The sequence below is a fragment of the Rhodococcus sp. IEGM 1370 genome (assembly GCF_033142325.1).
In the GTDB taxonomy this organism is placed as follows: Bacteria; Actinomycetota; Actinomycetes; order Mycobacteriales; family Mycobacteriaceae; genus Rhodococcoides.
In genome coordinates this window covers 1-17,828 of record NZ_JAWLRY010000023.1, presented here as the reverse complement: position 1 = coordinate 17,828, position 17,828 = coordinate 1, and the positions used below count along the sequence as shown (strand labels likewise).

The window sequence follows — 17,828 nt, the reverse complement described above, 5'->3', positions numbered from 1 at the left end:
GGCAGAGGAATTACTGCTCGTCCGTCAGCAGCAGGGCGAATTGGTGGATGACGCCTGCCATCGCGTCTCGTCGCGACAGAATGTCGTTCTGCCCATTCGACAGCCAGTCGTCGACGCCGAACCGGATTGCACCGCCGACGATCGTCACCAGTAGTCGCGCTTCTTCTCGCGGGGTCACTCCCCGTCCCAGACGTCGACGTTCCGGCCGTGCTGCGAACTCCTCCTCGACGACGATGATCAGCTCGTTCTCGAAACGGTCGATGGCGGAGCGATGCACGTGGAGAAGCTCGGGGGTGGACTGGATGAGGGCTTTGCGCCTGCGCTGGAGTTCGGAGGAACCGTCGAGCGCGGGTGCGCACGCGTCGAACACGTCTATCGTGCCCTGCAGTACGGTCGGTGCCTCGGCCAGTTGCCGTCGGATCTCGTCGAGGTCTCCCAGCGCGATGGTGGGACCCGAAATGGCCTCGTCGCGCTGAGGAAAGTAGTTGAACATCGTCCGCAAGGAGACATTCGCGGCGTCGGCAATCGCCTGTGCCGTCGTGCCCGCATAGCCGTGTTCGGTGGCGATGCGGATGGCGGCTTCCTCGATCGCTTCCCGAGTTCGTTCCTTCTTGCGGGAACGAAGGCCCTGGCTGGGAGCGTCGAGTTGCATGGAATGCAGTGTTGCACCCAATGCAATGAAGGGCAAGGGATTGCGGCAGGGCGTCTAGTCGTACGGTCCCGAGATCGATGCCTCGGCCAGTCTGGACAGGCCTTCGCGGATGTGACGAGCCCAGAGTCCACCGATACCGTCGACGGACTGCAGGTCGGCTGCGGTGGCCGCGAGCAACCCCTGCAGGGTGCCGAACGCGCCGACCAGCCGGTGAATCTGGCTGAACTGCAACCGCGGAACTCGGGTGAGCACCCGGTACCCGCGGGGACTCATCGGGGTGTCGAGGGCCTCTATGGTCGCGGGATATCCGAAAGCGCGGGCCAGTGTCGTCAGATCCAGCAGGTCGACGTCGGTCAGCTTGTCCAGAGCGGCGAGCGCCTTCTCCACTCCGGTGGTGCTCGACGGTTCGTTGCCGGCCAGATAGTCACGCACGATCAGTTGGCGATCGACGTCGTTGTCGCCCAACAACTCTTCGAGCTGAAGAGCGAGCTGGCGGCCGTCCGTGCCGAGTTCGAGGACGTTCTGCTCGATCTCCACCGACACTCGCCGCACCATCTCGAGACGCTGCGCGACGGTCAGGGCGTCGCGCAGTGTCACGAAGTCCTCGATCTCCACCACCGAGAGTTGACGGGTGTTGTCGTCGAGCCGGGCCTTGTAGCGTTCGAGAGTCGCGACGGCCTGATTGGCGCGCGAGAGGATGGTGGCCGAGCCTTCCACGACGTGCCTGATGCCACCGATGTAGACGCTGACGATGCTCATCGACTGGCTCACCGAGACGACGGGATAGCCGGTCTGCATGGCGGTTCGCTCGGCGGCGCGGTGCCGGGTACCGGATTCGACGGTGGGAATCTTGTGGTCGGGGACCAGCTGGACGTTGGATCGGACGATGCGCTTGCCGTCGGTCGAAAGCACCACTGCGCCATCCATTTTCGACAATTCGCGCAGCCGGGTTGGGGCGAACTCGACATCGAGCTCGAACCCGCCGTCGCAGATCGCCTCGACCTCGTCGTCGTAGCCGAGGACGATCAACCCGCCGGTGCGGCCGCGCAGAATTCGCTCGAGACCGTCTCGCAGTGCGGTTCCCGGTGCGAGCCGGGCGATGGTCTCGCGCAACGCTGGGGACGGCGTGGTGCCCTCCATCGGCCAACCCCCTCGTGTCTTGGCAGCGGCTACGGCTCGGGCTGCGGATTTCTGTGCGTGCGAACAAAGAGTACTTCGCTGCCACGTGCAGGCAGCCAGACAAAGGATACTGCGCTGCTACACGCGGGCGGTCGGACGAAGAATACTGCCCGGTGTCATACGGGCCGCATACGCGTGTAGGTCAACGCCTCTCCGACGTTGGTGACGGTCTTGACCTTGATGCCGTCGGGTATGGGACCGGCGTCCTCGGGGACGATGGCGTAGTTGAACCCCAATCGGGCGGCCTCGGCGAGACGGCGACCCAGCCCGGCGACGCGGCGCACCTCTCCGGCCAGACCGACCTCGCCCAGAATCACCATGCCCGCGGGAAGTGGTTGATCGCGAACCGCCGAGGCCACCGCTGCGGCGAGCGCGAGATCGGCGGACGGTTCGCTGGTGCGCATCCCACCGACCGTCGCCGCGTAGACCTCCGCCTTGGACACCTTGACGCCGCAGCGACGTTCCAGCACGGCCAGGATCATCGCTACGCGGGCGTGATCGAGCCCGCTCACCGCGCGCCGGGGCGATGGCATCGTGGTGTCGACGATCAGCGCTTGCAGCTCGGCCAACAGCGGCCGTTTGCCGTCCATCGTGACGGTGACGGCAGTGCCGGGTACGGCGTCGTTCCGATGATGCAGGAACAACCCGGACGGATCACTGATGCCGACGATGCCGGTCTCGCGGAGCTCGAAGCAACCCACCTCGTCGGAGGCTCCGAACCGGTTCTTGACGCCCCGAATCATCCGCAGGGTGGAGTGCTTGTCGCCCTCGAAGTTGAGCACCACGTCGACGAGATGCTCGAGAGATCGCGGACCGGCCACCGCGCCTTCCTTGGTGACGTGCCCGACGAGCAGTACCGCGACGCCGGTGGTCTTGGCCAGCGTGGTCAACGCGCTGGTGATGGCGCGAACCTGGGTGACGCCGCCGATGACGCCGTCGACGTCCGCGGCGAGCATCGTCTGAACCGAATCGACGATCAGCAGGCTGGGCTTGACCTGCTCCACGTGGCCGAAGACGGTGGCGAGATCGGATTCGGCGGCGAGGAAGACGCGTTCGTGTACCGCGCCGGTGCGATCGGCACGCAACCGCACCTGCCCCGCCGACTCCTCGCCCGTGACGTAGAGCGCGCGTCGATCCGGTGCCGAGCGGGCCCATCGGTGCACCACCTCGAGCAGCAGCGTCGATTTGCCGACTCCGGGTTCGCCGGCAAGGAGGACGACCGAACCGGGAACGAGCCCGCCCCCGAGCACGCGATCGAACTCGTCGATCCCGGTGGTGTTGGCCTGCGAGGTGGCACTGCTGATGGTCGTCAGAGCAGCAGCGGGCGTGCTGGGAATCATGGCTCCGCCGCCCGAGCGAAGGGATGATGCGCCTGCCCGCGTCGCGAGCGGAGCCGCAGTGGCCTGGACCTCTTCCATCGAGCCCCAGTCACCGCATTCGGGACAGCGACCGACCCACTTCGAGACCGAGTGACGGCACGCAGAGCAGCGGTAGCTCGACTTCAGTTTGACCACGTCGGCAGCCTAACGATCGGCACCGACAGGGTCGGAGCGGCGGCTATTCGCCTTCGCTGTGCTCGGTGACCGCGGACGGGTCGCGCTCGAGCTCGATACCGGCATCGACCGGAACGTTGACGACGACCTCGCCCGCGTTCGCGAACTCGAACGTGACCGGCAGCGTCAGGCCCGGTCGAACGTTCTCGGAGATGTCGGCCATCTCGACCTTGATCAGCTGGATCGGCAGCAGTGGATCGTCGAGCTGAACGTCGGCGGGTGAACCTGCGCCGAGCGCGGTCTGCGGAGCGATCTCGTTGCTGCCCGCTTCCGCCTCGTCGACGATGGTGACCTGTGCCTCGGGGGAGGAGATGCCGGTCAGCTCGTCGGCCACACTCGTGTTGGCGTTGATGGCCGTGAAGCCGAGCTCGACGGTGCCGCCGGGCTCGAGGCTGTACTCCTCGGAGGTGGGGTACACCACGTGCACGTTGCGGAGCTGGATGTCTCCGACGTCGGCGGAGTTACCGTTGACCGCGGCGACCTGAGTGGCCGTCTGGGAGATCTGACCTGCGCCGCACGCGGTGAGGGCGAGCGCGCCACCGGCGAGAAGAGCGAGGGCGGCGGCCGTCCTGCGATGGCGGCCAAGCGGTGTCGCAGCGTCGATTGCAGTCACTTCGGTCGTCCTCCATGTGGTGCCGGGCCGGCTCGGTCCTTCTCGTCCACTAGGCAGAGTAGTAGTTCTGGTCCACCGGCCGCTCGTGGGGTCTGCCGACGGCCCGATGACGCCAGGTGAGGGTGCCTGTCGGGAGTGGAGACAGTGGAACGAACCGACCGAAAATGTGGCGTCGGATACACGTCGAATCCTCTGTGTCAACCCCTGATTCGGCACCGCTATGCCCCTGACCTGCACCGTTGATATTGGCCGTGGTATTCTTGATAAATCGAAAGGGGCACTTGTCACATGATTTTCAAGGTCGGAGACACCGTCGTTTACCCCCATCACGGAGCGGCGCTGATCGAAGCGATAGAGACACGCACCATCAAGGGTGAACCGAGAGAGTATCTGGTTCTCAAGGTCGCGCAAGGCGACCTCACCGTTCGAGTTCCCGCGGACAACGCAGAGTACGTAGGCGTTCGCGACGTCGTCGGGCAAGAAGGTCTCGACAAAGTCTTTCAGGTGCTCCGCGCGCCGCACACCGAAGAGCCCACCAACTGGTCGCGTCGGTACAAGGCCAACCTGGAGAAGCTCGCTTCCGGTGATGTGAACAAGGTTGCCGAGGTCGTCCGTGATCTCTGGCGACGCGAGCAGGACCGCGGACTGTCGGCAGGCGAGAAGCGCATGCTCGCCAAGGCACGGCAGATTCTGGTCGGCGAGTTGGCACTGGCCGAAGGAACCGACCAGGCCAAGGCCGACACCATGCTCGACGAAGTTCTCGCTACAGCTTCTTAGAGTGAACGGTACTTCCGGCGACGTGGTCGCCCTGGTACCCGCTGCAGGCAAAGGCCTTCGGCTCGGATTCGACGAGCCGAAGGCATTCGTCTGTCTGGGTACGGACTCTCTCCTGACGCGGTCCGTCGACGGCCTCCGGGCCTCGGGTGCCGTCGACCGCATCGTCGTCATCGTGCCGACCGAGCTGCTCGACGCGGCCCGCCGTCATGTCGGCGACGACGTCACCGTCGTTGCCGGAGGCCTCGAACGCACCGATTCGGTGCGCGCCGGTCTCGCCGCCGTCGGCGACGCAGCCGTCGTTCTCGTCCACGATGCCGCCCGCGCCCTCACCCCACCGACGCTGATCGCCCGCGTCGTGGCCGAGGTGCGCGCCGGCCGCTCCGCCGTCATCCCGGTTCTCCCGGTCGTCGACACCATCAAGGAAGTCGACATCATGGGCGCAGTGGTGGGCACCCCGGACCGCGCGAGCCTGCGGTCGGTACAGACCCCGCAGGGCTTCGACGCCGACGTCCTGCGCCGCGCGTACGACGCGACCACCGACATCTCCACCGACGACGCGGGCCTGGTCGAGCGCATCGGTGAGACGGTGCACACCATCGTCGGTGACGCCCTCGCGTTCAAGATCACCACACCCCTCGACCTGCTGCTGGCCGAGGCTCTGACGAGAGGCGATTCATGAGAGTCGGCATCGGTACCGATGTGCACCCCATCGCCCCCGGCCGGCCCTGTTGGCTGGCCGGACTGCTGTTCGACGACGCGGACGGACTCGACGGGCATTCCGACGGCGATGTCGCATCCCACGCCCTGTGCGACGCGTTGCTCTCCGCGGCCGGACTGGGCGATCTCGGATCGGTGTTCGGGACGGGGCGTCCGGAATGGGACGGCGTCAGCGGAGCTGCCATGTTGACCGAGGTCAAACGACTGCTCGACGCCGATGGATTCGCGATCGGCAACGCTGCGGTGCAGATCATCGGCAACAGGCCCAAGATCGGACCGCGCCGCGCCGAGGCCCAGGAAGTGCTCTCGCGGGTACTCGGTGCGCCGGTATCGGTGTCTGCGACCACCACCGACGGGCTCGGGCTGACCGGTCGGGGCGAAGGAATCGCGGCCATCGCGACCGCACTTGTCATGACGAGGTAAAACCACCGGTAGCATTGCTGGTCGTGACCCTTCACCTACACGACACCGAGACGAGGGCCCTGCGGGAATTCACCCCCTTGGTCCCTGGCCATGCATCGGTGTACCTGTGTGGGGCGACGGTGCAGGGCGAACCGCACATCGGTCACGTGCGCAGCGGTGTCGCGTTCGACGTACTGCGTCGCTGGTTGCTCGCCCACGACTACGACGTCGCCTTCGTTCGCAACGTCACCGACATCGACGACAAGATCCTCAACAAGGCACGCGACGCGGGCCGGCCGTGGTGGGAATGGGCTGCGACGTACGAGCGGTCCTTCACCTGGGCGTACGACCGACTCGGGGTACTTCCGCCGTCGGCCGAGCCACGCGCCACCGGGCACATCACCCAGATGGTCCAGATGATCGAGCGACTGATCGAACGCGGCCATGCCTACGCCGACGAGTGCGGTGACGTCTACTTCGACGTGCAGAGCTTCCCGAGCTACGGCGCGCTGTCCGGTCACAAGCTCGACGACGTGCACCAGGGCGAGAGCGTCGCCGAGGGTAAACGCGACCCTCGCGATTTCACGCTCTGGAAGGGCGCGAAACCGGGCGAGCCGTCGTGGCCGACGCCGTGGGGCCCCGGTCGGCCCGGCTGGCACCTCGAATGCTCCGCGATGGCGGAGAACTACCTCGGTTCGGATTTCGACATCCACTGCGGTGGACTGGATCTGGTGTTCCCGCACCACGAGAACGAGCGGGCCCAGTCCATGGCGGCCGGTGACGGCTTCTCTCGGTACTGGCTGCACAACGGCTGGGTGACGATGGGCGGCGAGAAGATGTCGAAGTCTCTCGGCAACGTGCTCTCGGTACCCAATGTGTTGAAAAAGGTTCGGCCGCAAGAACTTCGGTTCTATCTCGGTGGAGCGCACTATCGTTCGATGCTGGAGTACTCCGACACTGCGCTCGAAACGGCGGCCGTGACCTACCGGGGCATCGAAGGGTTCGTTCGACGAGCCGTCGAACGTGCAGGCGAGGTGCCGCTGGGTAAGTGGACCGCCGGATTTGCCGAAGCTCTCGACGACGACCTCGGAGTTCCCAAGGCGTTGGCCGAGATTCACGCGACCGTCACTCTCGGCAACACCGCACTCGAATCCGGAGACCTACCGGCCGCGGTGGAGTACGCAGGCAGCGTCCGGGCGATGCTCGACATCCTCGGCGTGGACCCACTCGATCCGCATTGGGCCAGCGACAGTGGTTCCGACGCAGCAGCTCTCGGTGCGCTCGGCGTCCTCGTCGAGGCCGAGCTGGAGCGTCGGGCAACGGCGAAGGCGACCAAGGACTGGGCCGCCGCAGACGAGATACGGACGAGACTGGCCAAGGCCGGAGTAGACGTGACAGATACACCCAACGGGCCCGAATGGTCGCTGGGTACGAGCAAGACCGACGAAGCAGGTTTGTGATGGCAGGCAATTCGAGTAGGCGCGGCGCGATCCGCAAGGACGGCACCAAGAAGGGGCAGGTCGCCGGATCGGGCGGCAAGCGTCGGAAGGGTCTCGAAGGCCGCGGCGCGACGCCTCCCGCCTCCGAGCGCACCAAGCATCCCGCCGCGCGTCGGGCCAAGCTCGCCGAGAAGTCTGCCCAGAACCGCGGCGGCACCACCGGTGGCCGCGCGGGTGGACGACCGGCCGGACGCAAGGCCGAGGACGGTCCCGAGGTGGTGCTCGGTCGCAACCCGGTCGTCGAGTGCCTGCGTGCGGGCGTCCCCGCGACGGCCCTGTGGGTTGCCGTCGGTACCGACAGCGACGATCGACTCAAGGAAGCCGTGCAGCGTGCAGGCGACGCGCGGATCTCCATCCTCGAAGTTCCCCGCTCCGATCTGGACAAGCTCAGCGCCAACGGATTGCACCAGGGCCTGGCCCTGCAGGTGCCGCCGTATCGCTACGCGCACCCCGACGACCTGATCTCGAACGCGCGCACGCACCAGGAACCCGCGCTGCTCGTCGCGCTCGACAACATCACCGACCCGCGCAACCTGGGTGCCGTCGTGCGATCGGTGGCGGCGTTCGGCGGCCACGGCGTCGTGATCCCGCAGCGACGCAGCGCGAGCGTGTCCGCGGTGGCATGGCGAACCAGTGCCGGCGCGGCAGCTCGCCTGCCGATTGCACGCGCAGTCAATCTGACTCGCACACTGAAGGATTGGCAGTCCAAGGGCGTCACCGTCGTCGGCCTCGACGCAGGCGGCGACACCGAACTCGACACCTTCGACGGCAAGGGCCCAGTGGTCATCGTCGTCGGATCCGAGGGCAAGGGTCTCTCGCGTCTGGTCAGCGAGACCTGCGACCACATCCTGTCGATCCCGATGGCCGGACCGGTGGAATCGCTCAACGCATCCGTCGCGGCGGGCGTCGTATTGGCCGACATCGCCCGGCAACGCCGGGGATAGACCTAGGTTCTGATGCGGCCTGCGGTCTCGTGCATCGCGGGAACGACGATTTCGACCATGTCGGTGGCGCTGTAGTTCTTTGCGTGCAGTGATGTGTTCAGTGCTGCCACGACGGTGTCGTTGCTGTTGCGCAACGGCACTGCGGCAGCACGCATTCCGACGTCCAGTTCGTCGACCACCTCGGACCAACCGGCGTTGCGTACCCGAGTGATCTCGGCGCGCAGTGCATCTCGATCCACGAGCGTGCGCGGGGTCAGGGCTTCGATGGGGGCGTCGGCGAAATAGCGTTCGAGGTCGCTCTCGGGGAGGGCCGCGAGCAGCACTCGGCCCGATGACGTCGCGTGTGCGGGGAATCGAGTGCCCAGCGTGATGACGACCCGCAACATGCGCGAGGACGGAACGCGCGCGACATAGACGATGTCGAATCCGTCGAGGATGGCCACCGAGGTCGTTTCGCCCAATTGTCGTGCGAGCGCCTCGATGTGGGGTTCGGCCAGACGGGGTAGGTCCATGCCGGACAGGAACGAGAAGCCCAGATTCATCACCCGCGGGGTGAGGGTGAACTGACGGCCGTCCTGGCGCACGAATCCCAGTTCTGTCAGCGTCAGCAACAGTCGACGGGCGGTCGCTCGGGTGACTCCGACGGCCTCGGCGACCTCGGTGAGGGTGCGGGCCGGGTGCGCGTCGTCGAAGCACTGCAGCACGCTCAGGCCGCGTTCGAGTGACTGCACGAACCAGGCGGGGCGTTGGTCGTCGGGAGCGATCTCGGCCGTCATGGTTCGAGTCTGCCTCATTGCTCTGTTCGCGCCGCATCACATCGCTCGGTGCTTGTGGTCTTGACCACAGATGGCGCATCTGGTTACAGTTGTGCGAATAACAAACAACTGTGCGCTATCCGCACAAAATCGAAGGGCCGACAAGTGAACGTTGACGTCGCAGTCGCGGACGGATCCAGAGCACGGAAGGCTGCCATCGGCAGCTTCGTCGGTGCCGTGGTCGAGTGGTACGACTTCCTGCTGTACGGCATCATCGCCGCGCTGGTGTTCAACTCCCAGTTCTTTCCGAGCGTCTCGCCCGCCGTCGGCGTGATGGCCGCATTCGCCACCTTCGGCGTCGGCTTCCTCTTCCGTCCTCTCGGCGGGATCTTCTTCGGCCACTTCGGTGACCGCCTCGGGCGCAAGCGCATGCTGATCTGGACGATGCTGCTGATGGGCGTCGCAACCGCGCTGATCGGCCTGGTTCCCAACTTCGAGTCGATCGGTTGGTTCGCGCCGCTACTGCTGGTGCTGCTGCGTGCGATCCAGGGCTTCGCGGTCGGTGGCGAATGGGGTGGCGCATCGCTGATGGCCGTCGAAAGTGCGCCGGCGAAGAAGAAGGCGTTCTACAGCAGCGGCGTCCAGGTCGGCTACTCCGTCGGTCTCATCCTCGCGACCGGCGCGGTCACCATCATGAGCAACCTGCTCAGCGACGACGCATTCACCAGCTGGGGCTGGCGCGTACCGTTCCTGGCCAGCGCCGTGCTCGTACTGTTCGGCCTGTGGATCCGATCCGGTGTCGAAGAATCGCCCGTGTTCGAGCAGGCAGTCGAGGAGAGCGGCGAGAAGAAGAAGCTGCCGGTCATCCAGGCGATCACCGAGCACCCCGGTTCCTTCCTCAAGATCATCGCGCTGCGTATGGCCGAGCTGTTCACCATGTACATCGTCACCACGTTCGCCCTGAGCTACACCGTCAACGAACTCGGCTACGAGCGTCAGTTCATGCTCAACGTCGCGCTGCTCGTCGGCGGCATCGGCATCCTGAGCATCCCGACCTACGCGGCCATCGCCGACCGCTTCGGCCGCAAGCCGATCTTCGTCACCGGTGCAGTCGTCGGCGCACTGGCGGCCGTACCGTTCTTCCTCTCCCTGCAGGCAGCCTCGGTCGTCGCCATCGTGATCCTCGCCGTCATCCTGGTCAATGTCTCGCACGACATGGTTGTCTCGGTGCAGCAGCCGCTGTTCACCGAGATGTTCGGCCCCGAACTGCGCTACAGCGGAGCAGGTGTGGGCTATCAGGTCGCCAGCGCGATCGCCGGTGGCTTCACCCCCTTCATCGCAGCCGCTCTGGTCAGCTGGAACGACGGCTCCTGGCACTACGTCGCGGCGTACCTGGCCCTGGGTTGCATCATCTCGGCCGTGGTCGCCGCGCTGATGAAGAACATGGGCTCCTCGGATGTCACCTCCATCTCCGATCAGGCCGCCCCTGCAGCAGAAGCCGTTGTTGCAGAGCGTGTCTCGAAGTCGGTATGAGCTCGCTGACCCTGGTCGGCTCGCACGCGTCCACAGCGATGTCACCCGCGCTGTGGACGCGTGCGTTCGAGATCGCCGACGTGCCGTCCCGCTACGACGCCTGGGAGGTCGCCGACGTTGCCGACCTACCCGATGTCGAGGATGCCCTGAGGGGCGGCCGTACCGATGCTGCGAACGTAACCATGCCCTGGAAGCATTGGGCTGCAACGGTTGCCGACGAGGCGGATCCCGATGTGGTGGTGTCGGGGGTGGCGAATCTGTTGTTTCTGCGATCGGGTGCACTGTTCGCCATGAACACCGACATCGCGGCGGTGCGAGCGGCGACCTCGGGACGTACCTTCGGCTCGGCGCTCCTGCTCGGGGCCGGCGGTGCCGCGCACGCCGCAGCCTTCGCGCTGCGGGGCCACATCGAGAGGCTGGTGGTCTCGGATGTCGACAGTCGTGCGGCGGAAGGTCTCGTGGGCGAACTCGACGGGTACGACGGTTCCGCCTCGGTCGTCGACTGGTCGGACCGAGCAGTGGATCTGGAGTGCTACGACCTGGTGATCAACGCGACGCCGATCGGCCGCGACGGCTCGGAGGATCAACTCGCCTGGGGTGCAGGTGAACTCGGGCCAACGGCGACGGTGTACGACTTCGTCTATGCCGACACGCGCAATGCCATCGAGTCCTATGCGGCGGACCGAGGAATCGAACTGATCGACGGATGGACTCACCTGTTCCACCAGGCCGACGCCATGGTTCGCCCGCTCGGCCTGCCCGATCGGATGTCGGATGCACTGCGTCGCAGCATTCGTGAGATCTGCCCCGCTGCAGCCGGGATCAACCGATAGCGCGGAAGCGTATCTGCGTTCCCGGCGTCAGTTGCGCGGCTGCGGAGACGTCTGCCGCAGTGACAACCGCGATCACCGGATAACCGCCCGTGACGGGGTGGTCGGCGAGAAACAGCACCGGCTGCCCGGACGGCGGAACCTGAAGCGCACCCAGAACCATTCCCTCACTGGCCAATTCGTCGTCTCTCGTGCGGCGCAAGGGTTCGGCACCGTCCAGCCTGATCCCGACGCGATCGGAATCCTGCGTGACGGTCCACGACTGCTCGAGCAGAATCGATCGGGCGCGGGCAGTGAACCAGTCTGCACGTGGACCGAAGGTGATGCGCAGTGTGTCGGGCCACGCGGGCGGTGGAACGAACTCTGCTGCAGGCCACCCGGCTTTGTCGTTCCCGACGGGCAGGGCGGTACCGGGGGAGACCACAGCCGGGCCGAGACCGGACATCGTGTCCGTCGACCGACTGCCGAGGACGGTAGGAACGCCGATCCCGCCCCGCACGGCGAGGTAGCTGCGCAGACCCCATGCGGGCGCGGATAATTCCAGTGTCTGTCCGGCTCTGACCACGAGCGCCGTATGTAGTCCCTGCTCTGTGCCGTCCACTCGGCAGGTCACCTGCGCCCCGGTGACGGCCACGATCGCGTCGAACTCGGCGCGGACCTTAAGCCCACCGAACGTCACTTCCAGTGTTGCGGCGTCGGAAGTGTTGCCCACCAGCCTGTTCGCTGCATCGTGCGAGAGCAGGTCTGCCGCTCCCGAGCGACCGACCCCGATCGACGCATGCCCCGGGCGACCGCGATCCTGCACGGTGCACAGCGGTCCCGTCTGCAGAACGGTGAGGGCTCTCATGCCTGCTCGAATCGGACGGTGGTGCCGGGCCGGAGCAGCGCCGGTGGGTCGCGGTCGAGGTTCCAGAGTGGTGTGTCGGTGCGGCCGATCAGCTGCCAACCGCCCGGCGAGGACCGCGCGTAGATGCCCGAGAATTCACCTGCCAGGCCCACCGAACCTGCAGGGACGCTGGTGCGCGGCGACGAGCGGCGCGGGACGTGTAGCCGCTCATCGGTGCCGACGAGGTAGCCGAAGCCGGGTGCGAAACCACCGAACGCGACGGTCCACGTCTGATCGGTATGTGCCGCAACGACGTCCGTGGTGGACAGCCCGGTCAGACGGGCGACGTCGGCGATATCCTCGCCGTCGTAGACCACCTGGATCGTGACGGTCTCCGAGTGATCTCCATCGGGCGTCGCGGCGGGTGTCACTGCCGCGATCCAGTCCAGTATCGGTTGCTTCGGCCCGCCGAACATCACCAGCACGGTCCGAGCAGCGGGAACCAGATCGACGACGCCGGCCGGTGGGTCCAGCGTGAGCGCACGGTAATAGGCCATCGTCTCGTTCAGTCCGTCGAATTCGACGAGTGCTGCACCCTCGCCGGCAGAGAGAATGCGCATCAGACGAAAGCGGTGATATCGATGTCGTTGGCGCGGAGCAACTCCGAGACGGCAGTGGCCATCGCGACCGCGTCGGGGGAGTCGCCGTGCAGGCAGATCGACTCGGCCCGAACGTCAATTCTCGAGCCGTCCACCGCCTGCACGGTGCCGTCGCTGATCATGGTCAACACGCGCTGGGCGACGGCGTCGGGATCGGACAGTACCGCGCCGGGTTCCGAGCGCGAGACCAGCGTGCCCTGCGGGGTGTACGCGCGATCTGCGAAAGCCTCTGCGACGGTGCGTAGTCCGGCTCGCTCGGCTTCTTCGAGGAAGATCGAACCGGGGAGCCCCAGTACCGGCAGCGTGGGGTCGTAGGCGAGGACGGCGTCGACCACGGCCTTGGCCTGGCCGTTATGGTGCACGATCGCGTTGTACAGCGCCCCATGTGGTTTGACGTAGGCGATGGCCGATCCGGCGACCTGGGCGAGGCCGTCGAGTGCACCCATCTGATAGATCACGTCGGCAGTGAGATCGGCGGGGGAGACGTCGAGAAAACGTCGGCCGAACCCGGCCAGGTCGTGGTACCCCACCTGCGCCCCGATCCGCACGGCTGCGTTCGAGGCCGAACGGCACGTACGCAGCAAAGTGGTGGGATCACCGGCATGGAAGCCGCACGCAACGTTGGCGCTCGACACCAGGGCGAGCATCGCGTCGTCGCCGCCGAGAGTCCATGCACCGTAGCTTTCGCCGAGATCGGCGTTGAGATCGATGGACGTCACCCTCGACATCCTAGGCGGCGACGAGCCGTCCGGAATTGGCCTTGCGGGTTCCGCCGATCGCGCGGCAGACGAGATAGATGACGAACGAGATGGTGGTGACGAACGTCGACACCGGCAGGCCGGGGGCGAGGGAGAGCAGGATGCCGCCGACGGCGGCGACCTCGGCGAACAGAATGGACAGCAGCGTCGCCTTGAGAGGGCTGGCCGTCACTCGCGCGGCAGCGGCGGCCGGGGTGATGAGCAGCGAGAGCACCAGCAGTGCGCCGACGATCTGGACGCCCAGTGCACATGCGACGCCGACGAGTACGGCGAACACCACCGAGAGGGCACGGACGGGAACGCCGCGGGCCAGCGCCACCTCGGGGTCGGTGCTGGCGAACAGCAGCGGCCGGTAGACGACGGTCAGCACGATCAGTACCAACACCGCACAGACCAGCAGCAGCTGGATACCGCTCTGTCCGACGCCGACGATCTGGCCGATGAGCAGCGAGAAGCTGGTTCCGGTTCGGCCGGGGTAGAGCCAGATGAACAGCACCGACAGGCCGAGGCCGAAGGACATGATGACGCCGATGACCGAGTCGCGGTCGCGGGCCTTGCTGCCGAGCAGCGCGAACATCACCGCTGCGACAACGGATCCGACGATGGCACCGAGGCCCACCGTGATTCCGACGAGCAGTGCAGCGGACGCACCGGTGAGCGAGAGTTCGCTGGATCCGTGCACGGCGAACGCCCACTGACGGCTGACGATCAACGGTCCGAGGGCACCGGCGAGCAGCCCGAGAATGGCGGCCGCGATGAGTGCCTGCTGGACGAAGTCGTATGTCAGCAGGTTGGCGGTGGTGTCGAAGTCGAGCATCTTCGAGAATGCGTCGAGAACCTTCTCGTTCATGCCTTGTCTTCTCTGTCGTGCGGCACGGGTGGGTGGTGTGCGCCGGCCGAGCCGAGCGCATCGATGGAATCGCCGGTTCCGACGACGATGAGCCGGCCGCGGACCTTCAGGACCTCGACCTCGGTGCCGTAGAGCTCCGAGAGGACCTCGGTGGTCATGACGTCCTCGGGAGTTCCGATGCGGAACCGGCCGTCGACGATGTAGACGATGCGGTCGACGAGGGGGAGGATCGGGTTGATCTCGTGCGTCACGAACAACACGGCGGTCTCGTGCTCCCGCCGTCGGCGATCGATGAGGCTCGAGACCAGGGATTGGTTGGCGAGATCGAGGCTGAGCAGGGGCTCGTCGCACAGCAGTACCGACGGATCGCCGACGAGTGCCTGGGCGATGCGCAGTCGCTGCTGCTCACCGCCGGACATGGAGCCGACCGGCGCACCCGCGAACGAATTGGCGTCGACCTGATCGATCGCTCGCTGCACCGTCTCCTTGCGCCTTCGTATGCCGCGCAGGCCCATGCCCCACCGATGGCCGTCCCAGCCGAGGCCCACGAGGTCGCGTCCGCGCAGCGGCAGATCGTCGTCGATGTTGCGCTGCTGGGGGATGTAACCGACGCCCGACTGGCCGCGACGGACTGGATTGCCGTCGATCGCGGCCGTGCCGGACGTGAGGTGATTCTGGCCGAGCAACACCTTGAGCAGAGAGGTCTTACCCGAGCCGTTGGGGCCGAGAACGGCGACGAACTCACCCTTCTCGACCGTCAGGTCCAAGTTCTGCCACAGCGTGCGCTCGCCGAACGCCAGTCCGGCATCGCGCAGTTCTACAGCAGGCATGTACTACAGCTTTCCATCACGCCGGTTCGGGTCAGGAGGCGGTGGTGAGCGCGGCCTGCAGATCCGTTGCAGCCTTGGTCTGCCATTCGAGGTACGTCATGCCGGCAGGCAGCGTTTCGGTGACCTCGACGACGGGGATGCCGGCCGCCTCGCTGGTGGAACGGATGTCCTGGGTGACCGCATCCTCGGTCTGGATGTTGTAGATCAACGCGCGAACCGAGTTCGACGTGAACAGATCTCGCGTCGCAGCGATGGAAGCGGGCGAGGGATCGTTGCCCTCCTCGATGGAATCCTTGAAGTCCTCGGGAGTGCGATCGTCGAGATCGGATTCCTCGATGAGGTAATGCGCGATCGGCTCGGTCTGCGCCACCGGTGCGTTCGGGAAATCGGCGGCGATCTGCGCCGTCACGTCGGTGATGGCGTGCACCTGCTCGTGGAAAGTCTCGGCGTTGGCGGTGTACTGCGCGGCGTTGTCGGGGTCGAGCTGACCGAGCTTCTCGGCGATCTCCTCGGCGGTGTGCGCGGCGACCTCGGCGTTGTACCAGACGTGCTCGTTGACCTCACCGTGTGAATGGCCGTCCTCGCTCGCCGGTTCGGCTGCTGCATCCGAGGTGGGCTCGTCGGAGGAGTGATCATGGCTGTCGTCGAGCAGCGTGAACGCGTCGACGGACGGTACGTTCTGGCCCTCGGAGGCGAGGATGTCCTCGATGAACTCGTCGTAGCCGCCACCGTTGTAGACCACCAGCGACGCCTCGGCGACGGCGGCGGCATCGGCCGGGCTGGCCTCGTAGGAGTGCGGGTCGGCAGAGGGATCGGAGATGATCGATGTCACTGTCGCCAGGTCGCCTGCGACTGCCTCGGCGACGCTTCCCCACACGTTCGTGGATGCAACGATCGTGATCGGTCCGTCGACGGCGGTGGCCGGTGCGGATTCGGTGCTCGCGGATTCGGTGGAGCTGCACGCGCTGAGCGTGAGCGCTGCGGCGCAGGTCAGGCCCAGTACGGCCGTGAGCTTGGTCCGGGACGCGCGATGGTTGGACGACATCGATGTACTCCTGATGAGCGGAACTTGACGCTAATGGAAACCGTTACCGTTGTACTCTAGCGCGCAGTGGGGTGGCGGATCGAATCGGATGAACGCGACCTCGAGTTTCTCTGCGCCACGTTGTGGGACTAACGTCCCGGTTATGGCCAGGTCAAGCGAACCGCGACGTCAGGCGACGTTGGCGTCGATCGCTGCCGAGCTCAAGGTTTCTCGCACCACTGTCTCGAACGCCTACAACCGACCCGATCAGCTCTCCCCGGAGCTTCGCGAACGCGTGCTCCAGGCCGCGAAACGCCGCGGCTACGCCGGCCCCGACCCGGTCGCCCGATCGTTGCGCACCCGTAAAGCAGGTGCCATCGGGCTGCTCCTCACCGAAGCACTCAGTTACTCCTTCCGCGACCCAGCCGCGATGAGCTTCCTCGCCGGACTCGCCGAATCCTGCGAAGCCGCCGGACAGGGCCTGCTGCTGATCCCCGCCGGAGCCGAACGCGACGACGTGCAAGCAGCTGCCGTGGTGCAACAGGCAGGAGTCGACGGATTCGTCGTCTACTCCGTCGCCGACGACGACCCCTACCTCGCTGCCGTGCGCGAACGCCACCTACCGATCGTCGTGTGCGACCAGCCCCGCAACATCCCCGAAGCCGCCCTCGTCGCCATCGACGACCGCGGCGCGATGAAAATGCTTGCCGCACATCTGATCGCGCTCGGTCACGAACACCTCGCGGTACTGTGCATGCGGCTCGGACGCGACCGCCGCGATGGCGTCGTACCCCCGGGGCGGTTGGCGGACAGTCACTTCCACGTCCAACGCGAACGTATCGCCGGAGTTCAGGCCGCCATGATCGACGCCGGACTCGACCCCGACACCCTCACCGTGGTCGAACGCTTCGACCACACCGTTCGCTCAGGCCACTCCGCCGCCGCCCAAGCACTGCAGGCCAACCGCGAAACCACGGCGTTGCTGTGCACCACCGACGTCATCGCCCTCGGTGCACTCAACTTCGCCCGAGTCTCCGGAATCGATGTGCCGAGCCAACTCTCGGTCACCGGATTCGACGGCATCTCCGACGCCATCCGCGAAAACCTCACCACCGTGCGCCAGGACGCCGAGGAAAAAGGCCGTCGAGCAGGAAAACTGGTGCTCTCGTCCTCGCACTCGGGCATCGTCGCCGCCGAAACTCTGCCGACCGAACTCTTCCGCGGACGAACCGCAGGACCGCCGCCGAAACAGCCGCCCGCTATCGCCTGAACTGCCCCTCGCCCGTTCGCCCCCGCCGCCCGCCCGCGTTCGCCCGCCCCAGTTCGCGTCAATGGACCACTGCACGGCTCAGACGTATGTGCACCGCTCCCCGGAAGTTGGACTGAGTAATTCAGTTCCGACTACCGGGGAGTTTTGTATGCGTGCA

Annotated in this window: 19 protein-coding genes; 8 read left to right on the top strand and 11 right to left on the bottom strand. The window is 66.2% G+C overall.

Annotation, left to right across the window (positions count from 1 at the left end):
- Window positions 1-10: 10 nt before the first annotated feature.
- The 4 genes from R4P47_RS21535 to R4P47_RS21520 all read right to left on the bottom strand — a co-directional run bounded on the left by R4P47_RS21535 (window position 11) and on the right by R4P47_RS21520 (window position 3,997).
- On the bottom strand, window positions 11-652 hold the full coding sequence (locus tag R4P47_RS21535; RefSeq protein ID WP_317785682.1) for a TetR/AcrR family transcriptional regulator: 642 nt from the start codon (window positions 650-652) through the stop codon (window positions 11-13).
- Window positions 653-706: 54 nt separating this feature from the next.
- Window positions 707-1,792 carry a DNA integrity scanning diadenylate cyclase DisA gene (gene disA / locus R4P47_RS21530; RefSeq protein ID WP_068053740.1) on the bottom strand — a complete coding sequence of 362 codons (1,086 nt, stop codon included), beginning with the start codon at window positions 1,790-1,792 and terminating at the stop codon, window positions 707-709.
- A gap of 155 nt (window positions 1,793-1,947) precedes the next feature.
- Window positions 1,948-3,345, bottom strand: a complete 1,398-nt coding sequence (radA, locus tag R4P47_RS21525) for a DNA repair protein RadA (RefSeq protein ID WP_068053746.1) — start codon at window positions 3,343-3,345, stop codon at window positions 1,948-1,950.
- A gap of 43 nt (window positions 3,346-3,388) precedes the next feature.
- Window positions 3,389-3,997 (bottom strand): hypothetical protein, encoded by a 609-nt coding sequence (locus R4P47_RS21520; protein WP_317785681.1) that lies wholly within the window; start codon window positions 3,995-3,997, stop codon window positions 3,389-3,391.
- 288 nt (window positions 3,998-4,285) lie between these two features.
- On the opposite strand from R4P47_RS21520, the gene R4P47_RS21515 reads away from it, so the two are divergent.
- From R4P47_RS21515 to rlmB, 5 genes are read left to right on the top strand one after another with little or no spacing between them, the layout of a single operon-like run.
- Complete coding sequence (locus tag R4P47_RS21515) at window positions 4,286-4,774, top strand: CarD family transcriptional regulator (RefSeq protein WP_027494344.1); 489 nt, start codon at window positions 4,286-4,288, stop codon at window positions 4,772-4,774.
- A gap of 1 nt (window position 4,775) precedes the next feature.
- Window positions 4,776-5,453 (top strand): 2-C-methyl-D-erythritol 4-phosphate cytidylyltransferase, encoded by a 678-nt coding sequence (gene ispD, locus R4P47_RS21510; RefSeq protein ID WP_317785680.1) that lies wholly within the window; start codon window positions 4,776-4,778, stop codon window positions 5,451-5,453.
- Window positions 5,450-5,914 (top strand): 2-C-methyl-D-erythritol 2,4-cyclodiphosphate synthase, encoded by a 465-nt coding sequence (gene ispF, locus R4P47_RS21505; protein ID WP_094640924.1) that lies wholly within the window; start codon window positions 5,450-5,452, stop codon window positions 5,912-5,914. The genes ispD and ispF overlap by 4 nt, the downstream gene beginning before the upstream one ends.
- A 23-nt stretch (window positions 5,915-5,937) precedes the next feature.
- Window positions 5,938-7,353, top strand: a complete 1,416-nt coding sequence (gene cysS, locus R4P47_RS21500; RefSeq protein ID WP_149406476.1) for a cysteine--tRNA ligase — start codon at window positions 5,938-5,940, stop codon at window positions 7,351-7,353.
- The gene (rlmB, locus tag R4P47_RS21495) at window positions 7,353-8,336 is read left to right on the top strand and encodes a 23S rRNA (guanosine(2251)-2'-O)-methyltransferase RlmB (protein ID WP_149406477.1); all 984 of its coding nucleotides are present in this window, start codon (window positions 7,353-7,355) and stop codon (window positions 8,334-8,336) included. Before cysS ends, rlmB begins: the two co-directional genes overlap by 1 nt.
- Window positions 8,337-8,338: 2 nt before the next feature.
- On the opposite strand, the gene R4P47_RS21490 is transcribed toward rlmB, so the two are convergent.
- The gene (locus tag R4P47_RS21490; RefSeq protein WP_317785679.1) at window positions 8,339-9,112 is read right to left on the bottom strand and encodes an IclR family transcriptional regulator C-terminal domain-containing protein; all 774 of its coding nucleotides are present in this window, start codon (window positions 9,110-9,112) and stop codon (window positions 8,339-8,341) included.
- Window positions 9,113-9,256: 144 nt separating this feature from the next.
- Between R4P47_RS21490 and shiA the strand changes: the two genes are divergently transcribed.
- Both shiA and R4P47_RS21480 read left to right on the top strand, forming a co-directional pair.
- Window positions 9,257-10,624, top strand: a complete 1,368-nt coding sequence (gene shiA, locus R4P47_RS21485) for a shikimate transporter (RefSeq protein WP_037178120.1) — start codon at window positions 9,257-9,259, stop codon at window positions 10,622-10,624.
- A complete protein-coding gene (locus R4P47_RS21480; RefSeq protein WP_317785678.1) occupies window positions 10,621-11,457 on the top strand; it encodes a hypothetical protein in 837 nt (278 codons plus the stop codon). The genes shiA and R4P47_RS21480 overlap by 4 nt, the downstream gene beginning before the upstream one ends.
- On the opposite strand, the gene R4P47_RS21475 is transcribed toward R4P47_RS21480, so the two are convergent.
- The 6 genes from R4P47_RS21475 to R4P47_RS21450 are packed head-to-tail and all read right to left on the bottom strand — an operon-like array spanning window position 11,447 to window position 16,422.
- Complete coding sequence (locus R4P47_RS21475; protein WP_317785677.1) at window positions 11,447-12,301, bottom strand: biotin-dependent carboxyltransferase family protein; 855 nt, start codon at window positions 12,299-12,301, stop codon at window positions 11,447-11,449. The two genes, R4P47_RS21480 and R4P47_RS21475, sit on opposite strands and share 11 nt — an antisense overlap.
- On the bottom strand, window positions 12,298-12,900 hold the full coding sequence (locus R4P47_RS21470) for an allophanate hydrolase subunit 1 (protein ID WP_317785676.1): 603 nt from the start codon (window positions 12,898-12,900) through the stop codon (window positions 12,298-12,300). The genes R4P47_RS21475 and R4P47_RS21470 overlap by 4 nt, the downstream gene beginning before the upstream one ends.
- Window positions 12,900-13,658: a 5-oxoprolinase subunit PxpA gene (locus tag R4P47_RS21465; protein WP_317785675.1), complete on the bottom strand. Its 759-nt coding sequence runs from the start codon at window positions 13,656-13,658 to the stop codon at window positions 12,900-12,902. Before R4P47_RS21465 ends, R4P47_RS21470 begins: the two co-directional genes overlap by 1 nt.
- 10 nt (window positions 13,659-13,668) lie before the next feature.
- The gene (locus R4P47_RS21460; RefSeq protein WP_068053774.1) at window positions 13,669-14,547 is read right to left on the bottom strand and encodes a metal ABC transporter permease; all 879 of its coding nucleotides are present in this window, start codon (window positions 14,545-14,547) and stop codon (window positions 13,669-13,671) included.
- Window positions 14,544-15,377: a metal ABC transporter ATP-binding protein gene (locus tag R4P47_RS21455; RefSeq protein WP_094640928.1), complete on the bottom strand. Its 834-nt coding sequence runs from the start codon at window positions 15,375-15,377 to the stop codon at window positions 14,544-14,546. The genes R4P47_RS21460 and R4P47_RS21455 overlap by 4 nt, the downstream gene beginning before the upstream one ends.
- Before the next feature lie 31 nt (window positions 15,378-15,408).
- Entirely contained in the window at window positions 15,409-16,422 is a 1,014-nt protein-coding gene (locus tag R4P47_RS21450; protein WP_149406483.1) for a metal ABC transporter solute-binding protein, Zn/Mn family, read from the bottom strand.
- Between the two features lie 142 nt (window positions 16,423-16,564).
- Here R4P47_RS21450 and R4P47_RS21445 point away from each other — a divergent pair, with 142 nt between their 5' ends.
- Window positions 16,565-17,671 (top strand): LacI family DNA-binding transcriptional regulator, encoded by a 1,107-nt coding sequence (locus R4P47_RS21445; RefSeq protein ID WP_068053785.1) that lies wholly within the window; start codon window positions 16,565-16,567, stop codon window positions 17,669-17,671.
- Window positions 17,672-17,828: the final 157 nt, after the last annotated feature.